General features: G+C 67.2%; 14 protein-coding genes. 7 read left to right on the top strand and 7 right to left on the bottom strand.

The genetic code is table 11. The annotated features are described in order from the left end of the window. Positions 1-954 precede the first annotated feature (954 nt). Positions 955-1,476, bottom strand: a complete 522-nt coding sequence (locus tag ABFX55_RS50145) for a VldE C-terminal domain-containing protein (protein ID WP_487047399.1) — start codon at positions 1,474-1,476, stop codon at positions 955-957. Positions 1,477-1,578: 102 nt separating this feature from the next. Between ABFX55_RS50145 and ABFX55_RS50140 the strand changes: the two genes are divergently transcribed. Beyond that, the gene (locus ABFX55_RS50140; RefSeq protein ID WP_487047398.1) at positions 1,579-2,088 is read left to right on the top strand and encodes a hypothetical protein; all 510 of its coding nucleotides are present in this window, start codon (positions 1,579-1,581) and stop codon (positions 2,086-2,088) included. 753 nt (positions 2,089-2,841) lie between these two features. Continuing rightward, on the top strand, positions 2,842-3,003 hold the full coding sequence (locus ABFX55_RS21240; protein ID WP_346123535.1) for a helix-turn-helix domain-containing protein: 162 nt from the start codon (positions 2,842-2,844) through the stop codon (positions 3,001-3,003). Between the two features lie 156 nt (positions 3,004-3,159). On the opposite strand, the gene ABFX55_RS21235 is transcribed toward ABFX55_RS21240, so the two are convergent. Then, positions 3,160-3,528, bottom strand: coding sequence for a DoxX family protein (locus ABFX55_RS21235; protein WP_346123533.1), 369 nt, complete (start codon positions 3,526-3,528; stop codon positions 3,160-3,162). 106 nt (positions 3,529-3,634) lie between these two features. On the opposite strand from ABFX55_RS21235, the gene ABFX55_RS21230 reads away from it, so the two are divergent. Further along, positions 3,635-4,234 carry a TetR/AcrR family transcriptional regulator gene (locus tag ABFX55_RS21230; RefSeq protein WP_346123531.1) on the top strand — a complete coding sequence of 200 codons (600 nt, stop codon included), beginning with the start codon at positions 3,635-3,637 and terminating at the stop codon, positions 4,232-4,234. Between the two features lie 83 nt (positions 4,235-4,317). Continuing rightward, positions 4,318-5,943: an FAD-dependent monooxygenase gene (locus ABFX55_RS21225; protein WP_346123529.1), complete on the top strand. Its 1,626-nt coding sequence runs from the start codon at positions 4,318-4,320 to the stop codon at positions 5,941-5,943. A gap of 112 nt (positions 5,944-6,055) precedes the next feature. Here ABFX55_RS21225 and ABFX55_RS21220 read toward each other — a convergent pair whose 3' ends face one another. Both ABFX55_RS21220 and ABFX55_RS21215 read right to left on the bottom strand, forming a co-directional pair. Continuing rightward, on the bottom strand, positions 6,056-7,093 hold the full coding sequence (locus ABFX55_RS21220; RefSeq protein WP_346123527.1) for an AbiJ-related protein: 1,038 nt from the start codon (positions 7,091-7,093) through the stop codon (positions 6,056-6,058). 7 nt (positions 7,094-7,100) lie between these two features. After that, positions 7,101-7,307 (bottom strand): hypothetical protein, encoded by a 207-nt coding sequence (locus ABFX55_RS21215; RefSeq protein ID WP_346123525.1) that lies wholly within the window; start codon positions 7,305-7,307, stop codon positions 7,101-7,103. Positions 7,308-7,555: 248 nt separating this feature from the next. Here ABFX55_RS21215 and ABFX55_RS21210 point away from each other — a divergent pair, with 248 nt between their 5' ends. After that, positions 7,556-8,086 (top strand): hypothetical protein, encoded by a 531-nt coding sequence (locus ABFX55_RS21210; RefSeq protein WP_346123523.1) that lies wholly within the window; start codon positions 7,556-7,558, stop codon positions 8,084-8,086. A gap of 379 nt (positions 8,087-8,465) precedes the next feature. Here the strand turns inward: ABFX55_RS21210 and ABFX55_RS21205 are convergent, their stop codons facing one another. Then, positions 8,466-9,077: a DUF6461 domain-containing protein gene (locus ABFX55_RS21205; protein ID WP_346123521.1), complete on the bottom strand. Its 612-nt coding sequence runs from the start codon at positions 9,075-9,077 to the stop codon at positions 8,466-8,468. A gap of 295 nt (positions 9,078-9,372) precedes the next feature. Between ABFX55_RS21205 and ABFX55_RS21200 the strand changes: the two genes are divergently transcribed. After that, a complete protein-coding gene (locus tag ABFX55_RS21200; protein WP_346123519.1) occupies positions 9,373-9,564 on the top strand; it encodes a hypothetical protein in 192 nt (63 codons plus the stop codon). A 31-nt stretch (positions 9,565-9,595) separates the two neighbouring features. On the opposite strand, the gene ABFX55_RS21195 is transcribed toward ABFX55_RS21200, so the two are convergent. Next, entirely contained in the window at positions 9,596-10,321 is a 726-nt protein-coding gene (locus tag ABFX55_RS21195) for a GNAT family protein (protein WP_346123518.1), read from the bottom strand. Positions 10,322-11,393: 1,072 nt separating this feature from the next. On the opposite strand from ABFX55_RS21195, the gene ABFX55_RS21190 reads away from it, so the two are divergent. After that, positions 11,394-11,963 carry a dihydrofolate reductase family protein gene (locus ABFX55_RS21190; RefSeq protein ID WP_030925166.1) on the top strand — a complete coding sequence of 190 codons (570 nt, stop codon included), beginning with the start codon at positions 11,394-11,396 and terminating at the stop codon, positions 11,961-11,963. Positions 11,964-12,633: 670 nt separating this feature from the next. Here the strand turns inward: ABFX55_RS21190 and ABFX55_RS21185 are convergent. Next, positions 12,634-13,581, bottom strand: a complete 948-nt coding sequence (locus ABFX55_RS21185; RefSeq protein WP_346123516.1) for a sulfotransferase domain-containing protein — start codon at positions 13,579-13,581, stop codon at positions 12,634-12,636. Positions 13,582-14,030: the final 449 nt, after the last annotated feature.

Raw genomic sequence — 14,030 nt, 5'->3', positions numbered from 1 at the left:
ATCGGCACCTTCTTACCAAAGGTAACCTCACCGCGTCGACCGCGGCGCATGGATAGGCCACGGGGTCCTAAGGAACCGGATGTTGAGGACCGGTGCCGAGCAGACCCAGCTGGCGCGCTAGGCGGAGGAATGGGCTGGGGGCCCACGACACTGCCGCCGCGCTTTACCCTCCTGGTGGGGCTGGTATCTCAGTGGGGCCGGTCTGCGACGGCTCGTCGTCCTGCTCGCCGGTGGGCGGGGGAGGTGCTTCCGTTGGGCCCGCCGGCTCCACCGTGTCCTTGAGTGCGGTCGGCCGGGCCGTTGGGCTGCGCCTGACCGAGGGCTTAGCGGTGAGCTTGTGAGTCGGCCGGGCGGCTTTGGTCTCGAGTGGCGTCGCCGCCTTGGTCGTGGGTGAGACGACCGGTTCACGGCTGGGTTAAAGGGTCCTGATCGGTTCGGTTGGCTCACCTTCGGGAAGCGGCGGCGAATCCAGGATGGACGGGCCGGAGGAGGAAGACGAAGTCGCGGCTGACTCGGCAGGGCGGTCATTGCCAGTACTGGCCATGAACCAGATGCCGATCAGTAGGGCCACACCGCCGATGGGAGGACAGATCGTCCCACGGTTCCTCGTTCTCGACTTCGTCGTCCTCTTCGCTGTCGGACCAGAATTCCCGGTCGGGTGAAACCTCGGCTAAGAAGCCTCGTTCCACCTCGCCGTCAGCCTGATCGGAGTCCGTGGTGTGGTGGCTGGACTCGTCGGCTTCCTGCGTTGGGTGTGGCCATCCCGTGTGCTCGAACGGCTCGTCGAGCGGCTGCCGACCTGACAGGTGCGTCAGCGCCGCAGGCCCCGACACTGGGGGCCTGTCGGCGTGATGTCCATGCTGATCATCCCGCAGATCGGGCGAGCATAGAATCAACCATCACACAAGGCAACAATGTTCCCTGACTCACCGCATGGAACCCTGTAAAGGGCTCCTAGCGCATGCTGATGTGTACGTGATTGATATGGTTCTCGTTGATGGAGCCGCGGTCGCTCATAGGCCGCCAACCCTTGTCGGCCATGCCTGAGTTCCAGATTCGCTGTCGCCAGATGACGTACAGGACGCCCAAGGTGTCGGCGTTGGCTTGCGCCCATGCGGCAATCGCGTCGCCGCGGGCCAACTCGCCGGGGGAGGGCATCCGGCCTTGAGTCGACAGCATGAAGTCGCAGGCGCGGCCTCGGGGATGCTCTCCTCCGTCTTCGATCGCTCTGTAACAGCCGATGCCGTAGGCACGCCGAACTGCTGCTTGATCAGGTCCCGGATGCGGCGGGTGCGCGGGGTGAGCATGTCCCCGCCGCCCTGCTGCTCGGGGGCGAAGGCCTGGCGGGCCTGCGGCTTGGTCGTGGCGACCTGGCGGTAGCGCTCGGCCTGGGCGAGTACGTCCTCGACGTAGGCCCAGGAGTGGTTGTAGGCGTGTAATGCCTGGCGCGCGTCGCTGGGGGCGCCGGAGGCGCACAGGTACTTGACCGCGCCGTAGATCGCGTCGGCCGGGTTGTAGACGTCCGCCCAGCCGTCGTCGTCGCCGTCGGCGGCGTACCCGTTGAGCAACGTCCCCGCCTTGATCTTCACGGCGCCGCCCCAGGTAGAGATCAAAAATTGCATGGGTCCGGCGGCACCGGCGCTGTTGGTGCCGCTCTTGACGCCCGGCAGGCTCGACCGGCCGTGGTCGGATTCGATCTTGCCGACCGCGGCTGGCGCCGACCAGTGCAGCCCGGGGCAGGTGCGGGTGGCGGCCACGTACAACCGCAGCATCTCCGGCGGGATGTCCTCGACGTCGATCGGGTCCTCGCCCTGCCCGATTGACCGGCTCGTCGGCAGCATGGCCGAGACGGCTTCGGTGGATGCGAGCAGCACGATAAGCGGCAAGAGGGCGGAGAACAGCACGATCGCCAGCGCGATCGGCACAACGGTTCGCATTTCGCCCTCTCGTCCCTTGACGCCCTATCGCCAAACCCTGTCAAGATCTGGTAAACGTGTGTGTCAAGTGCCTAATGTGGCGGAATTGCCTAAAGGGATGCAAGAGTGCGATCGTCAAAACACGGAGTACCGAAGCCCCGGTGGACCATGATCGGGGCCCACGGCGGAGCGGGCACCAGCATGGTCATCGACCTGCTCAATCACCGACGGGCTCACCCTGCCGCGTTCGAATTCGCCGGCGCAGTTCCCGACGGACATAGCGCCGCACTGGTCGTCAAGGCCACGGCGGAGGGCGCCGAGCACGCTGCCCGCATGATCGCCGCCTGGCCGGGGCACCTGCCACGCCCTGCGCTGATCATCGTGGCCGATGCGCCGTTCCCCCCGCCGCGCCTGGCTCGCTACCGGCGTCGCTCTGACACTGCACGTGCCGTACCTGTTCGCGCTGCGCCAGCTCGACCGGCAGGCGACCAACTCCGTCAAACCAGGAATCTCGTTCATCACCGAGCCCAACGCGCCGGACGGAGATCGGGTTCCGTCACGGGCGCGTCTTCACCAGCCCGCGCCTATCGTCAGCAGCATCACCATGGCCACGATGAGGGCGCCGAAACGGGGAGCCTGCCGCCACTGGCGCTGGAAGAGGCAGATCGCACAACGGGGGACGACGCCTAGCGCAGGACCCCCTTCGGGGTCCCGGTAGCAATGAAGGAATTTCCAACGGATATGCAGGTGGGAGCCCCTGTAGGGGTCTCCGAGCACAGTCTGACAGACCTTGTACACGGTCTCTGTCCATACGCGTCGCGTCGACCGTCTCCGCAGCTCTCGGCTGGTCCAGATGATGGCCACCCGCACCCACCAAGAGAGCCGATGATCGCCCCCGCGTTAGCGCCGCCAGAGCGAGGGCGCCATGCTCCCTGGCAAGAAGAAGATGGGCCGCCCCAACGTCCTGGGCCCGGCCGAACTGGCCACACTGCGCCGGCTTGTCGACGACGGCGCCTCGGTCACCGAGGCCGCCCGCACCCTCAAGATCGGCCGCTCCACCGCCTACGCGGCCCTGGCCGAGCGCTGACCAGCAGCTACCTCAGCCCGCGGCCCGTTTCTGCCGTATTCCGGAACCACCTTTTCAACCACGAGAGCCCGGCTACCTCACGGATCGCTGGAGCTTTGGGATTCGTAGGCCTTGACGTCACGTCGCCATGAGGTAACGGCGCCGCCCGCTCTTGGCTCAGAAAGACGCGAGCAACAACGCCGTCGTCGTTCCGGTGACCACGGCCAGCACCACGGGCGCTACGGCGTGGGAGCGGTGGCGCTGGTGCGTGAAGTCGCGGGCGCGGACGTGGAATCCCACTGCGCCGATCAGCAGCAGTGTGAGACCGGTCGCGGCCGCGACGGCGAGCGGCTTGAGCCAGAGGCCGGCTGCGAGCCCGAGCGCACCGGCGACCTCCAGGGCGCCGATCAAGCGGGTCATCGTCGGGCCGACTCCTAGTCTCAGCAGGTTGGCTGTCACCGAACGCTGTAGCCGGACCTTTTGTGCACCGGCGAGCAGGAAGACGAGAGCGACCAGAGCGCTCAAGGTGTTGGCGGCAAATGACATGGCACGACCCTTCTCAACATAGAAAGCGAACGTTCCTTCTCTATTCCCGGAAGGGTGAATTTGTCAAGGGGCGAACGTTCGTTCTACGTTGGATCCCATGGCACGCATGCCCAAGGAGCACCTGGAAGCCCGCCGCCGTCAGATCCTGGACGCCGCCCGGCGCTGCTTCATCCGCAATGGCTTCCATGCCACGTCCATGCAGGACGTGCTGACCGAGGCCGCGCTGTCGGCCGGCGCGGTCTACCGCTACTTCGAGAGCAAGGACGACATCATCGCCGCAACCGCGGCCGAGGCTCTCGCCGAGGTCGCGTCGGCGTTCGAGGCGCACGACACCACCGAGCCGCCGGACCTGGACAACATCGTTGATCTCGTGCTGGGGGTCGAGCGCCTTCCGCTGTCCGGGTCGCGGGAGTCGGCCCAGTTGCTGGTCCAGGTCTGGTCGGAGGCCCTGCGTTCGCCTTCACTGAGCGCCAAGTTGAAGGAGGTCATGGCGCAGGCCAGCGGCGTGGTCGGCGCTCTCGTGGCGCAGCATCAGCAGCGCGGGCTGCTTCCCGCCGACGTCCCGGCCGAGCATGTGGCCGATGTCCTGATAGCCCTGATCGACGGGTTCCTGGTGCGCCGCGCGGTGTACGGCCACGCGGATTCGGCGGCCTTCAGGAACGGCATGCGAGCCCTGCTGTCGGCGCCTGCGCAAGCCGTCCGATAGAGAACGAACATTCGCTCTTGACGGTCGCGGCTCAACCGTGCTCTTCTAAAAAGAACGATCATTCGTTCTATGTGGGAGAGTTTGTGACGACAAAAGCGGACATTCTCATCGTCGGCGCGGGGCCGACCGGCCTGGTACTGGCCATCGACCTGGCACGGCGGGGAATAGTCCCACGGATCATCGACGCCGCGCGCGCGGACCACCGGGAGAGCCGGGCGGTGTCGATCGTGGCCAGATCGCTGGAGATGCTGGACGACCTCGGGCTGGCCCAAGCCGCCATCGAACGAGGCGTCCCGCTGCACACACTGAACTTCTACCAGGGAACGACGACCCTGGCCGAGATGGACGTGACAGCCGTCGACTCCCCATTCCCGCTGGACCTGTGCATCCCGCAGTGGCAGACGGTCGCGCTGCTGCGCGAGCGCGCGGAGGAGCTAGGGGTCACCGTCGAATGGGGCACCCGCCTGGTCGGGCAGCAGGCCAGCGAAAAAGGCGTCAGTGTGGAGCTCAGCCACGAGGACGGACGCGGCGAACGGTGCGAAACCGGGTGGCTGATCGGCGCCGACGGCGCACACAGCACCGTGCGCGAGAGGGCGGGAATCACCCGGCAGAGAGCCGACCTGAAGCGGGGGTTCATCCTGGGCGACGTCGCCGTGGACTGGCCGCTCACGCGGGACCGCTTCCATGTCTACTTCGACAAGTCCGGCCTTGTGGCCGTCTTCCCCATGATCGGGGGCTACTGGCGCATCCTGGCCAGCACGCCGGACGATCGACCGCCGGACGACCCCGGGCTGGACGACTTCGCCGCCTACGTCGCCGAACGCACGCCTCTGGACTCTCGCGTACGCGATCTGCAGTGGAGTTCGTCGTTCGTGGCCCGCGAGAGCCTGGCCGACAGGCTTCGCCAGGGCCGGGTCCTCCTGGCCGGCGACGCCGCGCACAGCCACAGCCCGGTGGGCGGTCAGGGCATGAACACGGGCATGCAGGACGCCTACAACCTGGGCTGGAAACTCGCGCTCGTCGTCGCCGGGCGCGCCGAGGAGTCCCTCCTGGACAGCTATCAGGCCGAACGGTGGCCCGTGGTCAAGGCCGTGGTCGAGGCGACCTCGGCCACGACAAAAGTCGCCACCGGCAGCACGCTGGTCGCCCGCAGGGCCAGGCGGCACGCGCTGCGCCTGTTCGGCCGGCTCAACCTCGTGCAGCAGCGGCTGTCGAACGCCTTCGGCGAACACCTCGTCCACTACCGCGACAGTGACCTCGTCTTCGAACGCTGGCACGAGTCGCAGGCCCGGGCGTGGAGTGACCTCGCCTGTACCGGACCGGAAGCCGGCGAGCTGGTACGGGACGCCTACGTCGAGAACCGTGAGGGGCCGGTGGCGCTTCGGCACCTCCTCCGGACGCCGGGCCACCACCTCGTCCTGTTCGCGGCGGATACGACCGGCTCCGCCACCCTGGCCGCCTGGCAAGCCTCCGCACGCGAGGCGATGGCCGGGCACGGCGAGGTCCATGTCATCACCCGCGGCCATCTGCCGGACGACCCCATGGACGGGGTCTTCGCCGACCTGCGCAGCGAGGCGCACAACCGCTACGGCGTGCGCCGCCCCAGCCTGTACGTGATCCGGCCGGACAAGTACGTGGGCTACCGCGGCGACAACGTCGACTTCGCACCCGTGAACGACTACTTCCGCGCCCTGGGTGCCCGCCCGTGACGCCGCCTACCGAGAAAGAGAGCTGAACAACCCCGTGACACGAGAACCGACTCTCCCCGAGAGCCTGACCGGAATCGGTGCCACCGCCTTGGGCGTAGCTCTCCTGCGCGCCCTAGAGAGCGACCGCCCGGATCCTGATGTCGTTGTTCACCGCGTCCCCGAGCACGATCTTGGGTTTGGGCCCGTCCGCCGCGAAGATGATGTTCTTCATCGTCCCGGAGACACCACCGCCGATTCTGCGGCCGGCGAAGATCGGCGCCCCGCTGATCTGGCCGACTTGAACGAGCTCGTACCCGTCATGGGCAAGGACGGAGTTGTAGAAGGCGTGCAGATGCCGGACCTCGACCTGCTCAGGACGCACCACGGGGTGAAGGGTCTCGGCCAGGAACCGTAGGAGCCGCCCATCGTGCGCGCCGATGCCGAACCGCTCGTCCCGGTAGATCCAGTCGGCGGGGAAGTCGTCGTTGTTGATGCAGTGCTGGATGAGGTCCAAGCGGGCGGTGGCGTATCGGGGGTCGCGGCTCGGCATCTGGTCCAGGTTGTACAAGCGGTCGAGAAAGGCGACCTCGTCGAGCGTGCCCCACCAAAACAGATCCGGGCGCTCAATCGGGGCACCCGCCTCCGCCAGCTCATCCATGATCTTCTTGCGGACCGCGTCGAGACCGTCAATGAGCCTACGGCGGGTGACCTCCGTGATCTTGCTAGCAGCGCCATCGCGGTCGGCTTGCTGCCCGGTCTGCGTGTCCTCGATGGTCTCCAACTGTGCGAGCACCGGCTCGAACAGGCCGGTGAGGTAGGCCCGCCGCTTCGCCCAGCCTCCCGCATCCGACATTCCCCGGCTCTTCCAGTACTGATGGAAACCGAACTGGTCGCGAAACGGCGGGTCGAACACGATACGAAGACGCCCCAGGACAGCACGCAGAGCCCTCAACGCGACGGCGATCTCGGCGTTGTCCAGCCGGAGGTTCTTCTGCTCGGTGCCGTAGTCCAGCAGCTCGTCCCAGCTCAGACGGGCCAGCGCTGACGCGGCGTCCACGTCGGCGAGGTCGCCTAACGGCCCCTTGCGCAGCTGCTCCACACGCGCGGAATCGAAGATCGTCCCGTTCGGCGTCTGGCTGAAACCCTTCAGGAAGGGATTACCGGGAAGCATCGCCTCATTATCCCCTGGCCACTCTGATCTCGGGAAGCAACTCCGTGGCGACCTTGCCCTTGGTGGTGCGAGTCTTGTCCGCCAAGAGGCCGACCGGCTGCGCGCGCAGCCCCGCGACGAGAGCGGTCGGGCCGCAGCCGCGGCGCTCGAGGCGGCCGTCGTTTACGCCCGGCTGGAGGTCGCCCAGGTGGCGCTCCCAGGCGCTGGCCAACATCAACGGGCGGCCCGCCGTGCTGCTGGGCGACGGCGCCTTTCAGGCGGTCACCATGGAGAACGGGGGTGGTGAAGGTGTACCGCCGTGGCCAGCCGATCCCGCTTGGCGACGCCCGCCACTCTCCGGCCCAGGTGACCGGGCTCGGTGTGGCCCTGCTCGCGGTCGCGGCCGGCGGTGGAACAACACGGCGAGGGCGAGCGGTCACAATGAGATCAGAACCAGCACGCTCCCCTCAGGAGAGACTCCCCATGACTGACGCTGCGGCGTCCAGGAAACACCACCGCGGCGACATCGCGGAGCCGCCGGGGGACCGGTCACCGCGCAGGGACGAGTACCGGGCGCGGCCGTGTGCTGGCGAACGGGTGTATCCATGGCGGGCCGATGCGGACCTGACCGCGTTCTCCCGCCACGCTGGGATGCCATGGGCGCCGCCGTCTGCCCTGTTCGAACTCGAGGACGGCAACGGCCGCAAGCGGTACGTGATGGCCATGCCGTACTTCGTCAACGACGGCAGCGCCCCTGACCCCGAGGCGATGGCGCTCATGCGCATGCAGACCAACAACCAGCTCGATGACACGAACTATCGGGTTATCGGGGGGAAGCCCGTCGTGATCGACGCCGGCGACATCGAGAAGGACGACCTCGACTTCTGTCAGAGGCCGCCTGCATTCGACCGTTACGGTCGGTTCACTGCCACGTGCCGGGCTCCAGCCGTGGTGTTCCGTCCCAATCACCTGGTGCGGTTGCTCTGTGCTGCCTGCGCCTCCACCTGCACCTGACACCCGGCAGGAATGGGACGGGCCTCGGTACTGGCGAGGTCGCCTATTCCCGCAAGGAAGAGCTGGCCCACGCCCAGAGCGACAATCGCCGCCTGACCGACCGGCTGCAGCAGACCGACCAGCGCTTGGCCAGCACCCAGGACAGCTCCAGGAGGCCAAGACGGCCGCCGACGGCCTACGCGGCGAGCTCACCACCGACCGGCAACGCTTCGCCGACGAGCCCGACCGGCTGCGCGAGCAGGACGACCAGGCGCTCCGAACCAAGGCCGAAACCGCGGCCGCAGCCGCCGTGGCGGCCGCCGAGACCCGGCTCCAGCTCACCCGCGAGGACCTCCAGCAGGCGCGCAGCCAGCTGGCCGCTGCCCAGGTGGCCACGGGGCTAGTAGCGAGGGTAGATGAGCGAGTGCGTCGCCTCAAGCCAGTCAGCGGCGATGTCCGTCCCCGTGATCCGGCCGATCAGCGTCAGGACGGAGCTGATGCTCTCGCCCTCGTCCACGCGATCCTCGATGACGTCGTCGCCGCTGGTCTGGAAGCGCAGCCCTTCCATGAGGTGGTCGAGCGCGTGCGGATCGCTCCCGTGCACGGGGTCGGGCCAGGTGGGCTGGAAGGCGACAACCACCTCCCCGTCCTTCAGATACTTGAAATGGTCATGGCCGCCCATATCCATACTGAAGCAGAGCGCCTCCCGCCCGCCCGCCGTCAACGGCAGCAGGAAATCGTCGTCGGTCGGCCCCGGAATGATGCAGGTCCACCCTCCGGCCTCGCCCACCCAGGTGGGCCCGCCTTCCTCACTGTTGTCGAGCAATTCGTTCAGGTGGCTCGGCGTGCTGGTGACGAGGTCCAGGGAGAAGGCCTCGGCGACGGCGTCGCGATCCATTCCTTTGACCCAGAGGGCGCTGAATCCCAGCGTCCAGAGGTCCATCTCGTCATCGAGTCCCTCGGTGAAGATGGTCGAGACTAGGAGATCGTGCAGGTGCGTCGGCGACTGCATGCTCACCTTCCGATGGGGGAGGAGCCGGGAGAGGGCGAGGCCCTCTCCCGGCTATGACGTTATGACGGTGGTGCGCCGTTGCGGATTCTGACCCACGGCATCACCTCGAGGCGGCATGTCACACCGACTACTGACCGTGACGGCCACGGCCGCGGACGGCGTGTAGATGTGGGGCGGCTGACCATCCCGCGCAGCACCGAGGCCATCCTGGCCCCCGTCGACCTCGTCGTGACCCATCAACGGCACCGAATACGTACTGGCTGTCCTCCAGGACTTCCCCGGCCAGCGCCTGGTGGTGTTCAGCGACGAGGCCAACGACAACGAGACACCCGAGATCGGTCGCTGGCTCGTGCTGCCCCTGCTCGAGCCCGGCAACACTCTGCCGGTCGACTTCAACCAGGCCCCTCGACTGGCGGGCACTCCCGCAGTGGCCGTGACCAGCTGTCTTCAGGCGAGGAGGGAGCCCTTCGCGCCACCCACGCCCTGACCGCCGACGGTGACCGCCGTCTGCCGTCCGGCTACCAGTGCGGGCAGGGACAGCCGCGGTCGGTCCAGGGGCTGTCGCCGCTTTGCCGGTAACGCTCCCAGAAGCCGAGGGCCGAGCCGTACTGGTCGGTGGTGTACCAGGCCAGTCCCGGATGGCGGACCTGAACCTCGTCGAGCGCACGCGTGCCGAGCCCGCAGTACTGCCACTCCAGCGAGAAGCTGATCTTACGGATCAGGCCGGCCTGGCAGCCCTCGCACGTGGCGTACCGGACACGACCCAGCCGCTCCTGGCCGCCGACCACCCAGAACTCGTAGAACGCGGCCGGCGAACCCTGCCACTCGCGACGGCTGCTGGGCGTTGCTGTGGCATTGGCGATCGCGGCCGCTCGTTCCTGATCGACCGCGGCATACAAGCTCCACCCCAGATCCACGTCGAGATCGGCGACCGAGACCGGTTGCCGCCGCCCCGACAGCTGGATGGTCTCGCTCGCCAGCATCGCCGCCAGGCGACCCTTCCACGCCTGGGCGAACTCGACCGGCTTGCGCCGTTCGGTTTCCTGCTCATCCAGCGCCAACTGAAAGACCTCACAGACGACCCTCTGCATCGCTGCCCGGTTGAGTCGCTGGACGAAATCCTCCCCGCGGAAGGTGGTGATGATCTCCCGCGCCTGAGCGATCAGGCCGCTCAGACCACCCGGTCGGGCAGGCTGGCAGGGCCAAGAGGCGGGCAGGGGGTCGAGAAGTAAGGAGGACACCATACGAGCACCGTAACCTCAGACAGAGACAGTCGATCATGATGCGTCCGCGAGCTGCGATCATCCGCAAGACCAGACTCTGCTGCCACTATTTCCGCGTAACCTGCTGCCAATCTCGCCGCGCCCAACAGTCACAGACGGCGGTACCGAGGGTGAGGCGGGCAGGGTGGGGCTGGCCCGGATACAGCGGGAACTGTTCGCGGCGCGAACGGCGCTGGTTGCGGCGGCTACGGCCTTGGAAGGTGCCAGCGGGAGCACTGCCGAGTGCGCCGCGGCGGTCGCGCGGTTGGACGAGCTCGCCGGTGAGATCCATGGACGGCTGCGGAGGTGGCGTTCGTGAGGCCTCGGGTGAAGGCGCGCAGCAGGAACCCTGGGGAGGTCCTGCGGTATCTGTTCGGGCCTGGCGATGATGGCGAGCACCATGGGCACCGGTTGGTAGCGGCCTGGGCCGGGTCGGCGGTTGGGGGACTTGCCAGCCTGCAACCGGCTCGGCAGCCCGGCGGCGTGGCTGTGTTGGGTTCTTCGGGAGGCGTTTGTCGCTGACTTCGGGAGGCGGTTGGGGGCCGATTCCTTGATCAATGTCGGTGAGTTTTGACGTCACTCCGGGCTGTCTGGGTGGCCGGGCGGTGGCTGTTTGGCGAGGATGTCGTGGAGGGGCAGTAGGTCTCGCAGGGCGCTTCGAGACAGTGCGAGTTCGACGGGTGGACTGGGATTGGCCAGGATGAGGCTGCCGCCGGCGTGGTGGATGGCCTCGCGGATGCCGAGAAGTGTGTAGAAGCTGGCGTTATCGCAGCTAGTGCCGCGTCAGGCAACGTTTGCGACGTTCGTCGTTGGCCCTGAGCCGACGGTAGGTGACGTGGCACCGTGCATCGAAGTCGAGCGTTATGAGCGCCGTCCCGTTGCGAACCTGAACGCCCCGAGCGCCCGAATCGGTCGCGCGCTCAGTCTGCGGTCTGGTTCGCATCACGACGGTGTTGAGTAGGTGGGATCGGGCGCCGATGAGAAATGGCGCCGACAGTCGTCTAAGTAGACGTCCGGTGAAAACGCGCTGCGCGCATCAAGGGAGAGCAACGAGATGAGACCACTTCGATACTCGATCAACGTCACGCTCGACGGCTGCTGCCATCACGAGGCAGGGCTCCCCCCGGACGAGGAGTCGATGCGTTACTGGACCGCTGAGATGGAGCGAGCCGATGCCCTGCTATTCGGCCGGGTGACCTACGAGATGATGGAGTCGGCGTGGCGGAAGCCGGCCACGGACACGTGGCCTGACTGGATGGATGAGTGGCAGATCCCGTTCGCCGAGACCATCGACCGGGCGAAGAAGTACGTTGTGTCGAGCACGCTGAGCGCGGTCGATTGGAATGCCGAGCTGGTGCGAGGCGACTTCGGGCAAGCGGTTCAGCGGCTCAAGCAGGAGTCAGGCGAGGGCCTGTGGGTGGGTGGCGTGACGCTCCCCCTGGCGTTGGCAGATCTGGGACTGATCGACGAGTACGAGTTCCTTGTGCAGCCGGTCCTTGCCGGACACGGGCCGACGTTGCTCGCCGGTCTGCGCGAGCGCATCCAGCTCGAGCCCGTGGACCGCCGTGAGTTCCGGTCGGGGGCGGTCGCCCTGCGATACCGGCCCACGCGAGTTACGGCTTGACGTGATTTATCCTGGCACGTTGGCCGCTCCCTCGCGACGGAACGACGGCTCGGAGTCGCGTTGGCCGCGCTGGCCGTGCCCCCGAACGCGCGGACATATCGACGGGGGACATCGCCCCGAGGTGCCGGTAGCGGACAGGGCAAACGTTGCGAATCGCCGTATACAGCTCGACCTTGGTCGCCGATATGCGCATGGGGCCCCAAACGGGAGAAGCACACCGACTCTCCCACCGCAAGAACCCCACTGCCGTCAAAACTCGGCGACATCACCCCTCACCACACGAAGCCGCCTTCCCTGCCCCAGCAACAAACGCCTCCGCAACTCACGTACATAGCCAGGCGGCGGGTTCTCGGTGCTGCGGTTGGCCACGCTGCTGGACCAGCCGGTACTCGCGGGGGTCCGGCCTCCCTACCGGCCGGTCTGGCATTGCGGGTTGCACCTGCATCCCGCCGATCCGCTGCTGAGCGATGGGCAGTGGGTGCAGATCGCCACCGAGTTCGTGGACGCGCTCGAGTTGGCGCCGGCCGGGGATCGGCCAGGGGGTCGCCGCGGGTCAGGCGCAGGCTGTACTGGCACCCGTCGTGCGAGATCACCGGCTGCGACGGCACGACGCCGTCCGCCACCAGTTCCGCGGTCAGCTCCGGCGCGTCATCACTCATGCACCGCGCCCCTAGAGGTTGCCTGCCGCCGGCAGCGCGGGCCGATGGATCCAGGCGGCAAGGTCCGCGGGCGCGCATTCGGCGACTCGGGCAGCGTACCGGGGAAGCTCCTCCTCGCTGAGGACCTGCCGCCACTGGCCTGTTGATCCGCTGTGGAAGAACTGGCTGCGATCGTGATAAAAGCCGTCGTGGCTGGCTTCGGGCGCGAGCTCGACGGCCCGGCCCTTCATGACCGCGAACGTGGCGGCCTGGACTAGGTCCGGCCAGGCTGTCTCGGTGATGGCGATCCCGAGCCGGGCTGCTATGTAGCGCATCTGCCCTTCGAGGTCATCAAGGAGGTCCTCGTAGCGCAGCAGCACGATGTTCGGCTGGTCGCGGACCTGCCAGAACGTGTCTAGATGGTGGAGCATGATCTCCAGGTCGGACACAGCCTTCCCGGGCGCGGCCGGATTGACCCAGGACCAGAAGCGCTCGCGCGCGGTCCCGCTCGGCAGGGACGGAGCGGCGGCCAGCAACTCGTCAAGGACCACGGCGCCCACGGCATCCTCCCGCAATGCGAGGGACACGGCCCGGTCGGTGTTGCTGGCATGGTTGTCCAAGGACACGGCCACATCCCGGGGGTCCCGGCTTGCGCAGAGGTAGGTGACCCGGTCGTCGAAGGGCAATCCGTCGAGGGGCGTATGGGTCTTGATGATCCGCCGGTGCGCCTGTGCCTCGAGGTCGGCCAGCACTCCGGTGAGCGGGCGCAGCAGGACGTCCAGCCACGGCGAGATCTGGTCGAGCGGCCGGTCGAATGTCGCGCTCTTGAAGATCTCCAGGGCGCAGATCATCTGCAGCCAGGTCGTGCCGCACTTCGCCGGGGTGCTGATCACGATGTCGCCGGGACGGAACACGAACCCATCCCAGCGGGCCGAGTCCGTAAAGGAGGTCTGGTAGCGAACGCGTTCCCCCAAGCCCATGCGGGGAGAGTGGCAGCAGCCAGATCGGGCCGTCAACCGTCAGATCAAGCCGCCCGAGCGGGGCCAGTCAAGCCGTCGTAGCCAGCCGCTGGTAGAGACGGTCAGCGCCGAGTAGCGGTGAGCATCGCGACGGTCGAGCACGGTCCGGATAGCTGTGGGTAGGACCTCGAATCCGATGCCGGCCGTAACCTCCGCCAGCTCGACCCCATTGAGTGAGACAGAGCCAATTCTTCACGACCGGTTTAAGAGCCCTGCTCCTACTGACATTAGATCTGCGCGATGGACATTTTCCCCGCGCTCAACACACGAAGAACGGCATGCGCGGTGAGGTGCACGCGGCGGTGTACTTCCGATTCGACGATGCCGGCCTCCCGCCGAGCTCCGGCCACAGCCTCTGCGGGGAACGATGTACAAGGCCCCGCATGCGATCACACCCAGCCCCGCTCGCG

Source organism: Nonomuraea roseola, assembly GCF_039535395.1.
Lineage (GTDB): Bacteria > Actinomycetota > Actinomycetes > Streptosporangiales > Streptosporangiaceae > Nonomuraea > Nonomuraea roseola.
The sequence above is the reverse complement of the archived record's forward strand: the minus strand, read 5'-3'. Positions and strand labels throughout refer to the sequence as shown.

Coding starts and splice junctions, on each gene's coding strand:
- ABFX55_RS21240 (WP_346123535.1), top strand. CDS start 2,842: ATGCTCCCTGGCAAGAAGAAGATGGGCCGCCCCAACGTCCTGGGCCCG.
- ABFX55_RS21235 (WP_346123533.1), bottom strand. CDS start 3,528: ATGTCATTTGCCGCCAACACCTTGAGCGCTCTGGTCGCTCTCGTCTTC.
- ABFX55_RS21230 (WP_346123531.1), top strand. CDS start 3,635: ATGCCCAAGGAGCACCTGGAAGCCCGCCGCCGTCAGATCCTGGACGCC.
- ABFX55_RS21220 (WP_346123527.1), bottom strand. CDS start 7,093: ATGCTTCCCGGTAATCCCTTCCTGAAGGGTTTCAGCCAGACGCCGAAC.
- ABFX55_RS21215 (WP_346123525.1), bottom strand. CDS start 7,307: ATGTTGGCCAGCGCCTGGGAGCGCCACCTGGGCGACCTCCAGCCGGGC.
- ABFX55_RS21210 (WP_346123523.1), top strand. CDS start 7,556: ATGACTGACGCTGCGGCGTCCAGGAAACACCACCGCGGCGACATCGCG.
- ABFX55_RS21205 (WP_346123521.1), bottom strand. CDS start 9,077: ATGCAGTCGCCGACGCACCTGCACGATCTCCTAGTCTCGACCATCTTC.
- ABFX55_RS21195 (WP_346123518.1), bottom strand. CDS start 10,321: ATGGTGTCCTCCTTACTTCTCGACCCCCTGCCCGCCTCTTGGCCCTGC.
- ABFX55_RS21190 (WP_030925166.1), top strand. CDS start 11,394: ATGAGACCACTTCGATACTCGATCAACGTCACGCTCGACGGCTGCTGC.
- ABFX55_RS21185 (WP_346123516.1), bottom strand. CDS start 13,581: ATGGGCTTGGGGGAACGCGTTCGCTACCAGACCTCCTTTACGGACTCG.